Below are 14,127 nucleotides of genomic sequence, written 5' to 3'. Positions count from 1 at the left end.
CGATGACCGGCCAGATGATCGAGCAGGTGACCGCCCCGCCGGTGAACGGCGCGGCGGAGGAGGACGGGTTCACCGTCGCCGGGAGGACGTTCGGCTCCCGGCTGATCATGGGCACCGGCGGCGCGCCCTCCCTGGAGGTGCTGGATCGGGCGCTGGCCGCCTCGGGCACCGAGCTGACCACGGTGGCGATGCGGCGGGTGGACCCGTCCGCGCCCGGGTCCGTGCTCGACGTACTGCGGCGGCGCGGCATCGCGGTCCTGCCGAACACCGCCGGCTGCTACACGGCGGGCGAGGCCGTGCTGACCGCCCGGCTGGCCCGCGAGGCGCTGGGCACCGACTGGGTCAAGGTCGAGGTCATCAACGACGAGCGGACCCTGCTGCCCGACCCGATCGAGACCTTCGACGCCGCCGAACGGCTGGTCGCCGACGGGTTCGTGGTGCTGCCCTACATCGGCGACGACCCGGCGCTGGCCAGGAGGCTGGAGCAGGCCGGGTGCGCCGCCGTGATGCCGCTGGGCTCGCCGATCGGCTCGGGCCTCGGCATCCGCAACCCGCACAGCATCGAGCTGATCGTGGAGGCGGTCTCGGTGCCGGTGATCCTGGACGCGGGCGTCGGCACCGCCAGCGACGCGGCCCTGGCCATGGAACTCGGCTGCGAGGCGGTCATGCTGGCCACCGCGGTCACCCGCGCGCAGCGGCCTGAACTGATGGCCGCGGCGATGCGGTCGGCCGTTGAGGCCGGGCGGCTGGCCCGCCGGGCGGGGCGCATTCCACGCAGAAGGTACGCGGAGGCGTCCTCGCCGATGACCCCCTGAACGTTCTTGCCCAACCTGTGAGAACGGCTCGGCATCGGTTTGGGACGTAGACGCGGTGCCCGCCGCAAAACGCCCGTAAACTCGGGCTTGTGGACACGACGCTTGCCGATCCCCTCATCGGGAGACTTCTCGACGGGCGCTACCGCGTCGAGTCCCGGATCGCCAGGGGCGGCATGGCGACGGTCTATGTCGCCCTGGACATCCGGCTCGACCGCACCGTCGCCCTGAAGGTGATGCATCGGTCCCTCGCCGAGGACCCGGCGTTCGTGCGCAGGTTCATCGGCGAGGCCAAGTCGGCCGCCAGCCTGTCCCACCCCAACGTGGTCCAGGTGTTCGACCAGGGCACCGACGGCGATGTCGTCTTCCTGTCGATGGAGTACGTCCCGGGCCGCACGCTGCGCGACGTGCTGCGCGAGCGGGGCAGGCTGACCGCGCGGGAGGCGCTGGAGGTCATGATCCCGGTGCTCGCGGCGCTGGGGGCGGCCCACCAGAAGGGCCTGATCCACCGCGACGTGAAGCCGGAGAACGTGCTGCTGGCCGCCGACGGCCGGGTCAAGGTGGTCGACTTCGGGCTGGCCCGCGCGGTGGAGGCGAGCAACCAGACCCGCACCGGCGTCATGATCGGCACGATCGGCTACATGTCGCCCGAGCAGGTGACCACCGGCCGCACCGACGCCAGGAGCGACGTCTACGCGGCGGGCATCATGCTGTTCGAGCTGGTCACGGGCGGCCCGCCCTACTCCGGCGAGGCGCCGATGACGATCGCCTACAAGCACGTCCACGAGGACGTCCCGCCGCCGTCCTCCGTGGTGCCGGACGCGCCGCCCGCGCTCGACGCGCTGGTGGCCGCGGCGGCCTGCCGCGACCCCGGTGAGCGGCCCGCCGACGCGACCGCGCTGCTGATCCGGGCCGTTGCGACGCACCGGGCGCTGGCCGGAGACACCGCCCCGCGCGCCGGTGAGACCGTGGCGAGCCTGTCCACGCCAGGGGCGGCCGGTCCGAACGCCACGGTCTCGATCCCGAACACGGCGACGGCCCCCGCCGCACCAGGGCACACGCTGATCCAGCCGCGCCCGCAGATGCCCGAGGGCCGCGGCCCCTCGCGCCTGTGGCGCGGCATGCCGCCCGCCGGGCGCTTCCTGACCGTGCTGGGCGCGGTGATGGCGGTGGCCATCGGCCTCACCGGCTGGTACTTCGCGCAGAGCGACCCGATCAAGGTCCCCGAGGTGCGCGGCAAGAACATCGACCTGGCCAGGTCCCAGATGGAGGGCCGCGGGTTCGTCGTGGTGGTCGGCCAGGGCGTCCACGACGACAAGGCGGCCAAGGACACCGTGGTCAGGATGGACCCGGTGGCCGGCACCGAGGTGGACGACGGCGCGAAGGTCACGCTGATCCCCTCGCTGGGCCCCAAGATGATCGCGGTCCCCGACCTGGCCGGCGGCACCGAGGGCGCGGCGCGCGAGCGCCTGGCCAAGCTCGGCCTGAAGGTCGACGACGTGCACCGCATCGAGAGCGACACGGTCGCGCGCGGCCTGGTCCTGTCCACCTCCCCGCAGGCGGGCGGCAAGGTCCGCGAGGGCGGCAAGGTCGACATCACGCTCAGCGCCGGGCTGCTGATGCCCGACATGAAGGGCATCCCGCGCGACCAGGCCGACGCCTGGCTGCGCGAGCAGGGCTTCCAGGTGGAGTTCAGGGAGCAGGCCGACGACGCCCAGCCGTGTACGGTCATCGCCCAGGACCCGGCCGCCAAGGCGGAGATCGACCGCAACACGAAGGTCACGCTCACGCTGTCCAACTGCAACACCGGCTTCCAGTGGCCGTGGGACGGCGGGCGCTTCGACATCGACGGCGACGGGGCCGTCCTCGCCGTCCCCAACGTGCTCAACAAGAGCGTCGGCGACGCCCGGCGCGAGCTGCAGGCCGCGGGCTTCTCGGTCAAGACCCGCAAGCTGCGCCGGGGCGGCGGCATCGTGCGCGGTCAGTTCCCGATGTCGGGCCACGCCCCCCGCGGCAGCCGCGTCACGATCTGGTACTGACCCTTTCCCTCAGCCGCTCCGCGGTGAGGCGTTCCAGCAGCGGGCCGGCGTCGGCGATGCAGCGGGCGGGGTCGGACTCGATGTCGGTGAGGGCGTAGGCGGCCTCGATGCCCGCGGCGCGCAGTTCGCTCTCGCCGAGCGAGCGGCGTCCGCACACCGCGACGACGGGCACGCCCGCCTTGGCCGCGGCCTCGGCGACGCCCGCGGGGGCCTTGCCGCGCAGGGTCTGCTCATCCAGCGCGCCCTCGCCGGTGACGACCAGGCGGGCCCCCTCCAGGTGGCGGGCGAAGCCGAGCAGGTCCAGCAGGTAGGAGATGCCGGGCCGCAGGTCGGCGGCCAGGAAGGCGAGCGCGCCGAAGCCGACTCCCCCGGCCGCGCCCGCGCCCGGTTCGGCGGCCACGCCCATCCGCCGGACCACGCCGTCGTGCTCGCCCGCGCCGACCACCCCGTGGGTGTGCGCGGCGACGGCGGCCAGCCGGGCGAGCCCCGCTTCGAGCACGGCCACGCCGGCGGGGGTCGCGCCCTTCTGCGGGCCGTACACCGCCGCCGCGCCGTACGGGCCGAGCAGCGGGTTGTCCACGTCACTGGCGACGATCACCTCGACACCGGAGACGTCGATGAGACCGGAGGTGTCGATGGTGTGGAGGTCGCGGAGCGCGGCGCCGCCCGGCCCGAGTTCGGCCCCCTGTTCGTCCAGGAACCGCACTCCGAGCCCGGCCATCATCCCGGTGCCGCCGTCGGTGCAGGCGCTGCCGCCCAGCCCCAGGACGACGCGCCGGGCGCCCCGCCGTACGGCGTGCGCGATCAGCTCGCCGGTGCCTCTGCTGGTCGCGGTGAGCGGCGCGAGGGCCACGCCCTCGTGCGCGCCCTCGGGCCGCGCCGAGCCGGGGTCGGCGGCGGGCAGGCGGCGCAGCCCCGACGCCTCGGCCAGCTCCACCACCGCCGTCGGCACGTCGTCGCCGAGCGGGCCGGGGTGCCAGGCGTACGCGGCCTTGACGGGATCTCCGACGGGGCCGGTGACCTCCGTCTCGATCCGGGTGAACCCGCAGGCCACGACCGCGTCCACGGTGCCGTCGCCGCCGTCGGCGACCGGCAGGCGGACCGTTTCGACGCCCGGCCCGAGACCGGCCGCCACCCGGTCGGCGACCTCCGCCGCGGAGAGCGACCCCTTGAACTTGTCGGGCGCGATGATGACATGACCCTCGGCCAATGAACCTGCTCCTCGGTTGCGTAGGGGCCTACATCACAGCACATCACGGACCGGTGACGGCAAACGGCTTCCTCTCGTGCCGCCCGGCGGCCCGCCCTCGCCCACCTGCCCCTAAACTGGCTTCCACCATGAGCGAGACACCACTGATCGGCGGCCATGTGATGGTCGCGGGGGGCCTGGCCACCGGCGGCCTCGCCTACGCCGCAGACATCGGCGCCGAGATGATCCAGGTCTTCGTGTCCAACCCGCGCGGCTGGGCGCTCAATCCGGGCGTTCCGGCCGAAGACGCCCGGTTGCGCGAGTCCGGCACGGTGACCTTCGTGCACGCCTGCTACCTGGTCAACCTCGGCTCGCCCAACCCCGACACCCTCACCAAGTCGGTGGACAGCGTGCGGCACGCCCTGACCAGGGCCGCCGCCATCGGGGCCAGGGGCGTGGTGGTGCACACCGGCTCGGCGGTGAGCCGGTCCAAGGAGGAGGCCCTGCTCCAGGTACGCGAGCACCTGCTCCCGCTGCTCGACGAGATCCCGGCCGACGGCCCCGATCTGCTCCTGGAGCCGATGGCGGGCCAGGGCCGGATGCTCTGCGCCGCCGTCCAGGACCTCGGCCCCTACCTCGCCGCCCTCGACTTCCACCCGCGCGCCGGCGTCTGCCTGGACACCTGCCACGCCTTCGCCGCGGGCCACGACCTCGCGAGCCCGGACGGCGTGCGGGAGACCTTCGACGCGCTGCACGCCATCGCGCCCGGGCGGCTGAAGCTGATCCACGCCAACGACTCCAAGGACCCGGTGGGCTCCAACCGCGACCACCACGAGAACATCGGCGCGGGTCACATCGGCGCCGAGGCGTTCGGCGAGATCATGCGGCACCCGGCCGCGGCGGGCGTCCCGCTGTGCGTGGAGACCCCCGGCAAGGCCGTCAAGCACCGCGAGGACATCGAGCTGCTGAAGAAGCTCCGCGCGGCCTGACCGAGCCCCCTGCGGCGCATAGGGCGTGACGAGGGGCCCGTTCCCCGGCGATCCGGTCGCCCCCGCAGACCGGATCGCGGTGCGGCCCGCGGCCGTACACGAGCGCCCTCGTCACGCCGGAGCCGCCTGGCCCTTCCCCCCCGGTAAGGGCCAGGCGGCAAGGTGACACCCGAATGTCACCCAGGTCCCCGCGCATCAGGTCAATGCGAGCCGGATGGCTCGGTCCCCCCCGATGCGGCGGTTTGTGGCTTCGACAGGCGCAACATTACGGTCACGATCAAGAGGGGGAAACCCGGTTGCCCACCCACTCTGCCAACGGTCTGTAGTCATCGATGTGCGGAGAGTCGGCGCGCGATGAGAGGTCGATCGCGCACGACCAGCGGTCGGCCGGTTCGCGGGCACGCCCCCGGCGGTGACCCCCCGGCGACGCTCAGGTCGGCCGCGGCAGCGCCCTGAACTGGCGCACGAGCTGCTCCCTGACCCGCCGGGTGTGGCGGCGGCTCACCGCCAGCGTCTCGGTGCCGACCTGCAGGATCGCCCTGCCGTCCTCGAAGCGCAGCTCCTGGACGTGCCGTGCGGACACGAGCGTGCTGCGGTGGACCCTGATGAAGCCCGCGCCCGCCCAGCGCCGCTCCAGCGCGCCCAGGGACATGCGGACCAGGTAGTTGCCCTCGCCCGTGTGCAGCCTGACGTAGTCGCCCTTGGCCTCGGCGAACCAGACCGCGTGCTGCGGCACGAACCGGGTGCGCCCGCCCAGCTCGACCGGGATCATCTCCTCGTCGCCGGGCTCAATGGCCCCCCCGCCCGGCGCGACGGCCTCGGCCAGCCGCCCCACCGCCTCGGCCAGCCGCTCGGCGCGGACCGGCTTGAGCAGGTAGTCGATGGCCTGCAGCTCGAAGGCCCGCACCGCGCCGTCCTCGTGGCCGGTGACGAAGACCAGCCCCGGCGGGGCCGGGAAGCCGCGGATCATCCGGGCCAGCTCCAGGCCGTCGAAGCCGGGCATGCGGATGTCCAGGAACACGCCGTCGAGCCGTTCGCCGGTGCCGATCATCTGCACCATGTCCTGCAGCGCGGTCACGCCGTCGGTCGCGGTCACCACATGCCCGACCCTCGCGTCATGCCGCAGCAGAAAGGCCAGCTCTTCCAGGGCCGGCAACTCATCGTCCACCGCGAGAACACGAAGCATGAACTCCACGCTGCCCTGCCGCCGCTCAAATCGCAACCGAAACGGTGACCATCAGTAAAGAGAATGGCCACATCGAGTTATTCAAATCGGTCAATCCGGAGTCAGGACGGCCCCTCGCCGGGTTCTTCCTGATAGGAGTAGCGCTGTTCGAGCCATGGGTCGCCGATGTTGTGATAGCCGCGTTCCTCCCAGAAACCCCGGCGATCCTCGATCATGTACTCCACGCCGCGCACCCACTTGACGCTCTTCCAGGCGTACAGATGGGGCACAATCGCGCGTACCGGAAATCCCCGGTCGGCGGAGATCGGCTTGCCGTCCAGTTCCATGGCGAACAGCGCGCGGTCGAAATCGCCGGTCCGCACATTGGCGCTGTATCCGTACTCGCCCCAGATCATCACGTGACGCACGCCGGGAGCGGGCGGGAAGGCCCGCAGGACGACGCTCGCAGGGACGCCGCGCCACTCGTTGCCCATGAGCGAGAACTTGGTGACGCAGTGGAAGTCGGCCAGGACCGTCTCCCTGGGCAGCGCGGCGAACTCCGGCCAGGCCAGGGCGTGCTCACGGCCGTCGGCGGTGGCGCCGAAGACTCGGAAGTCCCAGGTCTCGGGGCGGAAGGGCGGCACGCGGCCGTAGTGGATCACTGGTCTGCCCCTGGGGACGTACTGCCCCGGTGGCAGGCGAGTCTCCTCCCGGGGAGCCTCGGATGGATCCACCGCCACTCCCTTCCGCCGGTCCGCGCGTTCGTGTCCCGACGCGCCGCAAGGCCGGTGCCGCCGGGCACTCCCGCCATCCTGCCACCGCCCTCCCGGTCGCCCCGACCCGGGCGGGTATCACGGACGCCGGGCCGATGCGCTAGCATGTGCGCGATGCGTACAGCGTTCTGGTTTTGGTATGGCGACGGGCCCGTGGGTCGGACCGTTCGCCACCAGATGCTGCACTGACATCTGACGGCGTCGCGAAGGCCCCGGGTCCGCAAGGATCCGGGGCCTTTCGCATTTCACTGGGAGGAACGACACATGGTCATCGTGATGACCCCGCAGGCCACCGCGGAAGACGTCGAGGCGATCATCGCGCTCGTCGGCACCGCGGGCGGCGAGGCGTTCGTGAGCCGCGGCGTCAGCCGTACCATCATCGGGCTGGTCGGCGACGTGGCGCAGTTCGGCGCGCTCAACCTGCGCGGGATGCGCGGGGTGGCCGACGTGATGCGGGTGTCCACCCCGTACAAGCTGGTCAGCAGGGAGAACCACCCGGATCGCACGACGATCACGGTGGGCGGGGTGCCGATCGGGCCGGACACGGTCACGCTGATCGCGGGACCGTGCGCGGTGGAGACGCCGCAGCAGACCCTGGAGGCGGCCGAGATGGCCAGGTCCGCGGGGGCCACGCTGCTGCGCGGCGGGGCCTACAAGCCGCGCACCTCCCCCTACGCCTTCCAGGGGCTCGGCGAGGCCGGGCTGCGCATCCTGGCCGACGTGCGCGAGGCGACCGGGCTGCCGATCGTCACCGAGGTGGTCGACGCGCACGACGTCCCACTGGTCGCCGAGTACGCCGACATGCTCCAGGTGGGCACCCGCAACGCGCAGAACTTCGCGCTGCTCCAGGCGGTCGGCGCGGCCGGCCGGCCGGTGCTGCTCAAGCGTGGCATGAACGCCACCATCGAGGAGTGGCTGATGGCCGCCGAGTACATCGCCCAGCGCGGCAACCTGGACATCGTGCTGTGCGAGCGCGGCATCCGCACCTTCGAGACCGCCACGCGCAACACCCTGGACGTCTCGGCCGTGCCGGTCGCCCAGCGGCTGTCGCACCTGCCGGTGATCGTGGACCCCTCCCACTCGGGCGGGCGCCGGGACCTGGTCCTGCCGCTCAGCCGGGCCGCCATCGCCGCGGGCGCCGACGGCGTGATCGTCGATGTCCATCCCCATCCGGAGCAGGCGCTCTGTGACGGGCCGCAGGCGCTGGTGGACGGCGATCTGCGCGAACTCGCCCGGGTCATGCGGCAGTTCCCGCCGCTGCTCGGCCGTACCGCGGCGACCGCGCCCGCCGCCACCCCGCCGCTCTCCGCCGTCTGACCCACCGCCGGGCGTCCGCCTACTCATGAGCGACCGGGTACTCCCGCTCATGCGGCCGACGCCCGGCGCGGCGACGATCAGGACATGAACAGAGCGGCCGACAAGGCGATCATCCGGAACCCGACCACGGCGTTCTTCGTCCAGGCGGTGCTGGCCTTCGCGATCTCCCTGGGCGCGCTCATCATCGGCGTGGCCTACCTGCCGGTCGACGGCTGGATCCGCGCGTTCTTCGCGGTCGGCGTCCTGTACGTCGTCACGTCCGCGTTCACGCTCGCGAAGATCGTCCGTGACCGGCAGGAGATCGCCGAGATGACCAGCCGCATCGACCAGGCCCGGCTGGAGCGGCTCATCGCCGAGCACGACCCCTTCAAGGTGGATTGAACGTCTTATCGAGCCTTATCGCGGGCCCGGCGGAAAAGCGCCCGTCCGGCATCCGTAAGAATGCCTAGCCGCAATTCCGGCGGGCCGCCCGATCCGCTTTTCCGGGCGGCGCGGCCCGCCCGGAAATCGGGGCCTCAGGCGTCCAGCTTGTATTCCTGCAAGGAGTCGGCGAGCTGGACGGCGAGGTCTTCGGCGTCCAGGCGGCGCTCGATCTGCTTGAGGTCCTCGATCTTGGCGCGGGTCTCGGCGCGGCGCGGGGCCAGCAGGGTGCAGCAGTCCTCGTCGGGCAGCTCGGAGATCCCCAGCGTGCCGATCCTGCGGGCCTCCGCCATGATCTCGATCTTGTCCAGGCCGATCAGCGGGCGCAGCACGGGCATGTCCACCGCGTGGTCCTGGGCGGTGATGTTCTGGAGGGTCTGGGAGGAGACCTGGCCGAGGGAGTCGCCGGTGACCAGCGCCCCGGCGCGGATCCGCCGGGCCACCTCCTCGGCGGTCTTGAGCATCAGCCGCCGCTGGGTGATCACGGCCAGCCGGTCCTGGCCGGAGGCCCGGATCGACTGCTGCGCCTTGCCGAAGGGCACCACCCACAGGCGCGAGCGGCCCTGGAAGCGGTCCAGCGAGCGCACCAGCGCGTACGCCTTGTAGATCGACTCCGTCGTGGTGAACGGGATGCCGGAGAAGTGCAGGAAGTCGACCCGCAGGCCGCGCCGCATCATCCGGTAGGCCGCCACCGGGGAGTCGATGCCGCCGGACATCAGCACCAGCGCGCGTCCGCTCACCCCGACCGGCAGGCCGCCCTGGCCGGGGAGGCCGTCGGTGAAGACGAAGACCTCGTCCCTGTCGACCTCGATGTGGACGGTCAGCTCGGGGTGGCTCAGGTCCACAGGCAGCCCGAACACGTCGTTGATCTCGCCGCCGACCATGCGGTCCAGCTCGTTGGAGCGCAGCGGGAAGCGCTTGTCCCGCCGCCGCGAGCGCACCGCGAACCTCGGCAGCCGCGGGCCCTCGCCGGTGGCGAGGCGGCTCTCCACCAGCGCGAGCGCCGCCTTGGTGACCGCGTCGGGGTCCTTCTCGACGCGGTGGGCCAGATGCACCCACACCAGGCCGGGGACGTCGGCCACCCGCTGGGCCACGGCCTGCGCGGACTCCAGGGCCGTGCCGGCGGGAAGGAAGACGGCGATGACCCCGTGCCGCTGGCGCACGTCCACGCGCACGCCGCAGTCCTTCAGGGCGGCCCTGATGTTGCTCTGCAGCCGCCGCTCGAACTGCTCGCGGTTCTTCCCCTTCAGCACGACCTCGCCCAGCTTGAGCAGCACGCACGGCTCGCCCAGCGCGGCAGGCGTCCCAACGGACGTCACGTCGAGCATTGTGTTTCCTCCGCAGCGGGGATCGGCAAGGATGGCGTGGCGGTCGCCCGGTCCTCCCGGGGGTCGTTCCGCACAACGCGTGACCGAGCTACTTTAGTCCGGGCTACTTTAGTGCTGTTCAGGCGTCGTCGAGCCCTTGCTCGATCGCGTATCGCACCAGTTCGACCCGGTTGTGCAGGTGAAGCTTGCTGAGGGTGTTCTGGACGTGGTTCTGGACGGTCCGGTGCGAGAGCACCAGGCGCTCGGCGATCTGCCGGTAGGACAGGCCCTTAGCGACCAGCCGCAGCACCTCGGTCTCGCGCGGCGTCAGGCTCGGCCCGGCCCCGCCGCCGGCGGGCTGGGCGGCCAGCCTGCGGTACTCGCCGAGCACCAGCCCGGCCAGGCCGGGGGTGAAGACGGCGTCGCCCGCCGCGGTACGGCGCACGGCGTCCAGGAACTCCTCCCGGCTCGCCGATTTGACCAGATAGCCGGACGCGCCCGCCTTGACCGCCTCCAGCACGTCGGTCTGCTCGGCGCTCGCCGACAGCACCAGCACCCGCGCCGGATGGTCGCCCGCCGCCAGGCTGCGCGTCACCTCGACGCCGGTCATGTCCGGGAGCTGGAGGTCCAGCACGACCACCTCGGGTCTGGCCGCCGCCGCGACGCGCACGGCCTGCCGTCCCTCCCCCGCCGTCGCGACGACCTCGCACCCCGCCTCGGCGAGGTCGCGGGCCACGCCGTCCCGCCACATCGGGTGGTCGTCCACCACCATCACGCGCAAGCCGTCCACACCCGCCACTCTACGACCGGACGGGGGTTTCGCCACGTGGCACGGTCAGCTCGACCTCGGTGCCCTGACCGGGCGCGGAGGTGATCACGACCCGGCCGCCGAGGTCGGCGACGCGCCCCCGGATGGACTGGGCCACCCCGAGGCGTCCCGCGGCGGCGGCCTCCTCCAGGCGGCCCTCCGGGATGCCCGGCCCGTCGTCCCTGACGGTGACGGTGATGGTGTCCTCCTCGCCCTCGGCGAGGATCCAGGCGTGCGCGCCCGCCCCGCAGTGGCGGCGGACGTTGTCCAGCGCGGCGGCCACCGCCGCGGCGACCTCCCGGGCGGCGCCCGTGGGGAGGTCGAGCGGGGTGGCGGGGGTGGAGACGGTGACGTCGGTGCCGCCGTACGCGCGCAGCAGCGTGCGCAGGTCGCAGGTGCCCGCCGGGGAGGGCTCGCGCTGCAGGCTCACCAGCTCGCGCAGCGCGGCCTCCTGCTGCCCGGCCAGCCTGCCGAGTTCGGCGGCCTCGCCGCCGATCTCCTGGCCGCGGCGCTGCACCAGGGCGAGGACCTGCAGCACCGAGTCGTGGATGCCGCGGGCCAGGCGTTCCCGCTCGCGGCCGGCGGCCTCCATCTCGGTGGCCCGCTGCATGCGCTCCTCGGCCTGGCGGGCGAGCTGGGCCACGTGGCCGATCAGGATCCCGGCCAGGAATAGCAGCACCACGCCGTTGATCGACACCGAGGCGACGCCGAAGTCGGAGACCTCGCCGACCCCGCGCAGCCACAGATCGGCGCCCGAGACGATCGCCGCGCCCAGAGCGCCCGCCCGGCGACCGCCCTGGACGCCCCAGGCGATGACCGGCCCGCCCATCCAGGTCGCGGTGATGGGCAGCGCGCCCGTCTGGTAGGGCCCTTGTACGTACGGGGTGGCGAGCAGGCAGAGCACGGTGACGATCATGTCGGCCGCGAGCAGCGCGCGCCCGCGCATCGCGGGTGAGGCGTAGGCGTAGATCGTGACCACGGTCCACACCGTCATCACGCCGATCACCGCCCAGCCGGCCTGCGGGCGCAGATAGCCGTCCGCGCGGATCAGCAGGGCCGCCGCGTAGACGATCGAGGCGATCCTGAAGACCGCGATGGCCCGCCAGAACGGCATGTCGATGCCCACCCGCGCGTCCTCTCCCCGGCCCGGAAACATCACCGCGGGACCTTCATAGCGCATCAGGGCCCTTCGCGCCGGAAAGCGGTTCGCCGGTTCGCGTGGTCAATAGGTGACAAAAGCTCATGTCACTGGGTGGGCGCTGCCATACTTCCCGAAACCTCCCTATGTAATAGGAACTCAGGGCGTATGTCGCATATTGATTATTTTGCGCATGAATGGTGGACGTCGGCGGTCGCCTACCTCGTCTCCAGCGTCGGCGCACTGCTGGGACTCCTGCTGACCGCGCGGGCCCGCGACTCCACGGGCCGCGCCCGCGCGGCCTGGCTGGTGGGCGGCGCGCTCTCGACCGGCTGGACCGGCGTCTGGGTCATGCACTTCATCGCGATGATGGGCTTCCGGGTCCCCGGTACGCGGGTCCGGTACGACCTGCCGCTGACCGCCGCGTCGGCGGTCTTCGCCATCGTGGTGGTGGGCACCGGCCTGTCCCTGGCCGCGCGGAGCGGCGAGCGCCCGGCCCTCGCCTGGGCGGGGGTCGTCGTGGGACTCGGCATCGCGGGCATGCACTACCTGGGGATGGCGTCGATGAACATGAACGCGGACGTGTTCTACGACCCTGTGATCGTCGTGCTGTCGGTGTTCGTCGCGATGGCGGCGGCGACCGCCGCCCTGCGGTGCGTACGGCGGACCGGCCCTGCCGCCGCGGTGGCGGGGGCGCTCGTCCTGGGCGTGGCGGTCAGCGGCGTGCACCACACGGGCATGTTCGCGCTCCGGGTGCGGGTGCGTCCGATGGGCGGTGAACCGCCGGGCGCGGAGGCGATCGACCTGCTGCCGCCGGTCGTGGTGGCGATCAGCGTGGTGACGTTCGCGCTGCTGCTGGCCGTACTGCTGGCGCCGGGGCACGCGAGGCCCGAACCGCCGGCGTACGGGTGAGCGAAGATGTACGGCCTGCGCCTCGCGGGCCGCTTCAACCAAGGCGCAAGCCGTACACGGAGGGGATGTGAGCGGATCACCCGCTGACATCACGAGACCCTAGGCCGGGCCGCTTGCAAACCGCTTGCAAAGATCGGCCCCGACCGGGGGCGGATCAGCCGAAGAAGACCTCGGCCTCCTCGTAGCGCGAGACCGGAACGGTCTTCAGCTCCTTGGTCGCCTCGTCCAGGCCGACCCGGACGATGTCGGTGCCGCGCAGCGCGACCATCTTGCCGAAGTCGCCCTCGTGGGCGGCGTCGATCGCCTGCAGGCCGAACCGGGTGGCCAGGACGCGGTCGAAGGCCGTCGGGGTGCCGCCGCGCTGGATGTGGCCGAGCACCGTGGTGCGGGCCTCCTTGCCGGTGCGCTTCTCGATCTCCTTGGCCAGCCGCTCGCCGATGCCGCCCAGCCGGACGTGGCCGAACGCGTCGAGCTCGCCGGTCTGCAGCGCCATCTGGCCCTCGACCGGGTGCGCGCCCTCGGCGACCACGATTATCGGCGCGTAGCGGGTCTTGAACCGGCTCTCGACGTACTCGCAGACCCGGTCGATGTCGAACGGCTTTTCCGGGATCAGGATGACGTTGGCCCCGGAGGCCATGCCCGCGTGCAGCGCGATCCAGCCCGCGTGGCGGCCCATGACCTCGCAGATCAGCGCGCGGTGGTGGGACTCGGCGGTGGTGTGCAGCCGGTCGATCGCCTCCATCACGATGTTGACCGCGGTGTCGAAGCCGAACGTGTAGTCGGTCGCGTTGAGGTCGTTGTCGATCGTCTTGGGCACGCCGATCACGCGGACGCCGAGGTCGAAGAGCTGCTTGGCGACACCCAGGGTGTCCTCGCCGCCGATGGCGATCAACGCGTCGACCCCTGAGGAGCTCAGGTTGGCGTTGATGCGTTCCACGCCGCCGTCGATCTTGATCGGGTTGGTCCTCGACGACCCGAGGATCGTGCCGCCGCGCGGCAGGATGCCGCGCACCGCCTGGATGTCCAGCGGCATCGTTTCGCCTTCGAGCGGACCGCGCCAGCCGTCCCGGAATCCTACGAACTCATGCCCGTAGACGCTCACGCCCTTGCGGACGACCGCCCTGATGACGGCGTTGAGCCCGGGACAGTCACCGCCTCCGGTGAGCACTCCTATACGCATTGCGGGTTCCTCCCGATGGTTTGCACGGCAAGACTCTAAGGGGTAGTACGGTCGGCGCACGGTGATGGTGTCGCCACC

At 72.2% G+C, this 14,127-nt stretch carries 13 protein-coding genes; 6 read left to right on the top strand and 7 right to left on the bottom strand.

What is annotated here, in order from left to right; genetic code table 11:
• Positions 1-2 precede the first annotated feature (2 nt).
• Both DP939_RS10740 and pknB read left to right on the top strand, forming a co-directional pair.
• Positions 3-815: a thiazole synthase gene (locus tag DP939_RS10740; protein ID WP_113980474.1), complete on the top strand. Its 813-nt coding sequence runs from the start codon at positions 3-5 to the stop codon at positions 813-815.
• A gap of 89 nt (positions 816-904) precedes the next feature.
• Entirely contained in the window at positions 905-2,851 is a 1,947-nt protein-coding gene (gene pknB / locus DP939_RS10735) for a Stk1 family PASTA domain-containing Ser/Thr kinase (protein WP_113980473.1), read from the top strand.
• Here the strand turns inward: pknB and DP939_RS10730 are convergent.
• The gene (locus DP939_RS10730; RefSeq protein ID WP_225878158.1) at positions 2,835-4,061 is read right to left on the bottom strand and encodes a glycerate kinase; all 1,227 of its coding nucleotides are present in this window, start codon (positions 4,059-4,061) and stop codon (positions 2,835-2,837) included. The genes pknB and DP939_RS10730 overlap by 17 nt on opposite strands.
• A gap of 128 nt (positions 4,062-4,189) precedes the next feature.
• Between DP939_RS10730 and DP939_RS10725 the strand changes: the two genes are divergently transcribed.
• A complete protein-coding gene (locus tag DP939_RS10725; RefSeq protein WP_113980472.1) occupies positions 4,190-5,029 on the top strand; it encodes a deoxyribonuclease IV in 840 nt (279 codons plus the stop codon).
• 430 nt (positions 5,030-5,459) lie between these two features.
• Here DP939_RS10725 and DP939_RS10720 read toward each other — a convergent pair whose 3' ends face one another.
• On the bottom strand, positions 5,460-6,215 hold the full coding sequence (locus DP939_RS10720) for a LytR/AlgR family response regulator transcription factor (RefSeq protein ID WP_113980726.1): 756 nt from the start codon (positions 6,213-6,215) through the stop codon (positions 5,460-5,462).
• A 101-nt stretch (positions 6,216-6,316) separates the two neighbouring features.
• The gene (locus DP939_RS10715) at positions 6,317-6,928 is read right to left on the bottom strand and encodes a molybdopterin-dependent oxidoreductase (RefSeq protein WP_225878157.1); all 612 of its coding nucleotides are present in this window, start codon (positions 6,926-6,928) and stop codon (positions 6,317-6,319) included.
• Between the two features lie 303 nt (positions 6,929-7,231).
• Between DP939_RS10715 and aroF the strand changes: the two genes are divergently transcribed.
• A complete protein-coding gene (gene aroF / locus DP939_RS10710; protein ID WP_113980470.1) occupies positions 7,232-8,284 on the top strand; it encodes a 3-deoxy-7-phosphoheptulonate synthase in 1,053 nt (350 codons plus the stop codon).
• Positions 8,285-8,368: 84 nt separating this feature from the next.
• The gene (locus tag DP939_RS10705; RefSeq protein WP_113980469.1) at positions 8,369-8,665 is read left to right on the top strand and encodes a YiaA/YiaB family inner membrane protein; all 297 of its coding nucleotides are present in this window, start codon (positions 8,369-8,371) and stop codon (positions 8,663-8,665) included.
• A 134-nt stretch (positions 8,666-8,799) separates the two neighbouring features.
• Here the strand turns inward: DP939_RS10705 and thiI are convergent, their stop codons facing one another.
• From thiI to macS, 3 genes are all read right to left on the bottom strand, one after another.
• Complete coding sequence (thiI, locus tag DP939_RS10700; RefSeq protein ID WP_113980468.1) at positions 8,800-10,032, bottom strand: tRNA uracil 4-sulfurtransferase ThiI; 1,233 nt, start codon at positions 10,030-10,032, stop codon at positions 8,800-8,802.
• Between the two features lie 118 nt (positions 10,033-10,150).
• Positions 10,151-10,783 carry a response regulator gene (locus DP939_RS10695; protein ID WP_199565097.1) on the bottom strand — a complete coding sequence of 211 codons (633 nt, stop codon included), beginning with the start codon at positions 10,781-10,783 and terminating at the stop codon, positions 10,151-10,153.
• Positions 10,784-10,811: 28 nt separating this feature from the next.
• Complete coding sequence (macS, locus tag DP939_RS10690) at positions 10,812-11,975, bottom strand: MacS family sensor histidine kinase (RefSeq protein WP_113980725.1); 1,164 nt, start codon at positions 11,973-11,975, stop codon at positions 10,812-10,814.
• A gap of 150 nt (positions 11,976-12,125) precedes the next feature.
• Between macS and DP939_RS10685 the strand changes: the two genes are divergently transcribed.
• A complete protein-coding gene (locus tag DP939_RS10685) occupies positions 12,126-12,869 on the top strand; it encodes an MHYT domain-containing protein (RefSeq protein WP_113980466.1) in 744 nt (247 codons plus the stop codon).
• A gap of 154 nt (positions 12,870-13,023) precedes the next feature.
• On the opposite strand, the gene DP939_RS10680 is transcribed toward DP939_RS10685, so the two are convergent.
• Positions 13,024-14,049, bottom strand: a complete 1,026-nt coding sequence (locus DP939_RS10680) for a 6-phosphofructokinase (RefSeq protein ID WP_113980465.1) — start codon at positions 14,047-14,049, stop codon at positions 13,024-13,026.
• Positions 14,050-14,127: the final 78 nt, after the last annotated feature.

Origin of the sequence: Spongiactinospora rosea (genome assembly GCF_003315795.1) — a bacterium.
Lineage (GTDB): Bacteria > Actinomycetota > Actinomycetes > Streptosporangiales > Streptosporangiaceae > Spongiactinospora > Spongiactinospora rosea.
This window is presented reverse-complemented; position numbering and strand designations above follow the sequence as displayed.

Excerpts from the sequence above, each read along its gene's own strand:
- DP939_RS10725 (WP_113980472.1), top strand. The coding sequence starts at position 4,190 with ATGAGCGAGACACCACTGATCGGCGGCCATGTGATGGTCGCGGGGGGC.
- DP939_RS10705 (WP_113980469.1), top strand. The coding sequence starts at position 8,369 with ATGAACAGAGCGGCCGACAAGGCGATCATCCGGAACCCGACCACGGCG.
- DP939_RS10720 (WP_113980726.1), bottom strand. The coding sequence starts at position 6,215 with ATGCTTCGTGTTCTCGCGGTGGACGATGAGTTGCCGGCCCTGGAAGAG.
- macS (WP_113980725.1), bottom strand. The coding sequence starts at position 11,975 with ATGTTTCCGGGCCGGGGAGAGGACGCGCGGGTGGGCATCGACATGCCG.
- DP939_RS10685 (WP_113980466.1), top strand. The coding sequence starts at position 12,126 with ATGTCGCATATTGATTATTTTGCGCATGAATGGTGGACGTCGGCGGTC.
- DP939_RS10695 (WP_199565097.1), bottom strand. The coding sequence starts at position 10,783 with ATGGTGGTGGACGACCACCCGATGTGGCGGGACGGCGTGGCCCGCGAC.
- DP939_RS10740 (WP_113980474.1), top strand. The coding sequence starts at position 3 with ATGACCGGCCAGATGATCGAGCAGGTGACCGCCCCGCCGGTGAACGGC.
- aroF (WP_113980470.1), top strand. The coding sequence starts at position 7,232 with ATGGTCATCGTGATGACCCCGCAGGCCACCGCGGAAGACGTCGAGGCG.
- thiI (WP_113980468.1), bottom strand. The coding sequence starts at position 10,032 with ATGCTCGACGTGACGTCCGTTGGGACGCCTGCCGCGCTGGGCGAGCCG.
- DP939_RS10680 (WP_113980465.1), bottom strand. The coding sequence starts at position 14,049 with ATGCGTATAGGAGTGCTCACCGGAGGCGGTGACTGTCCCGGGCTCAAC.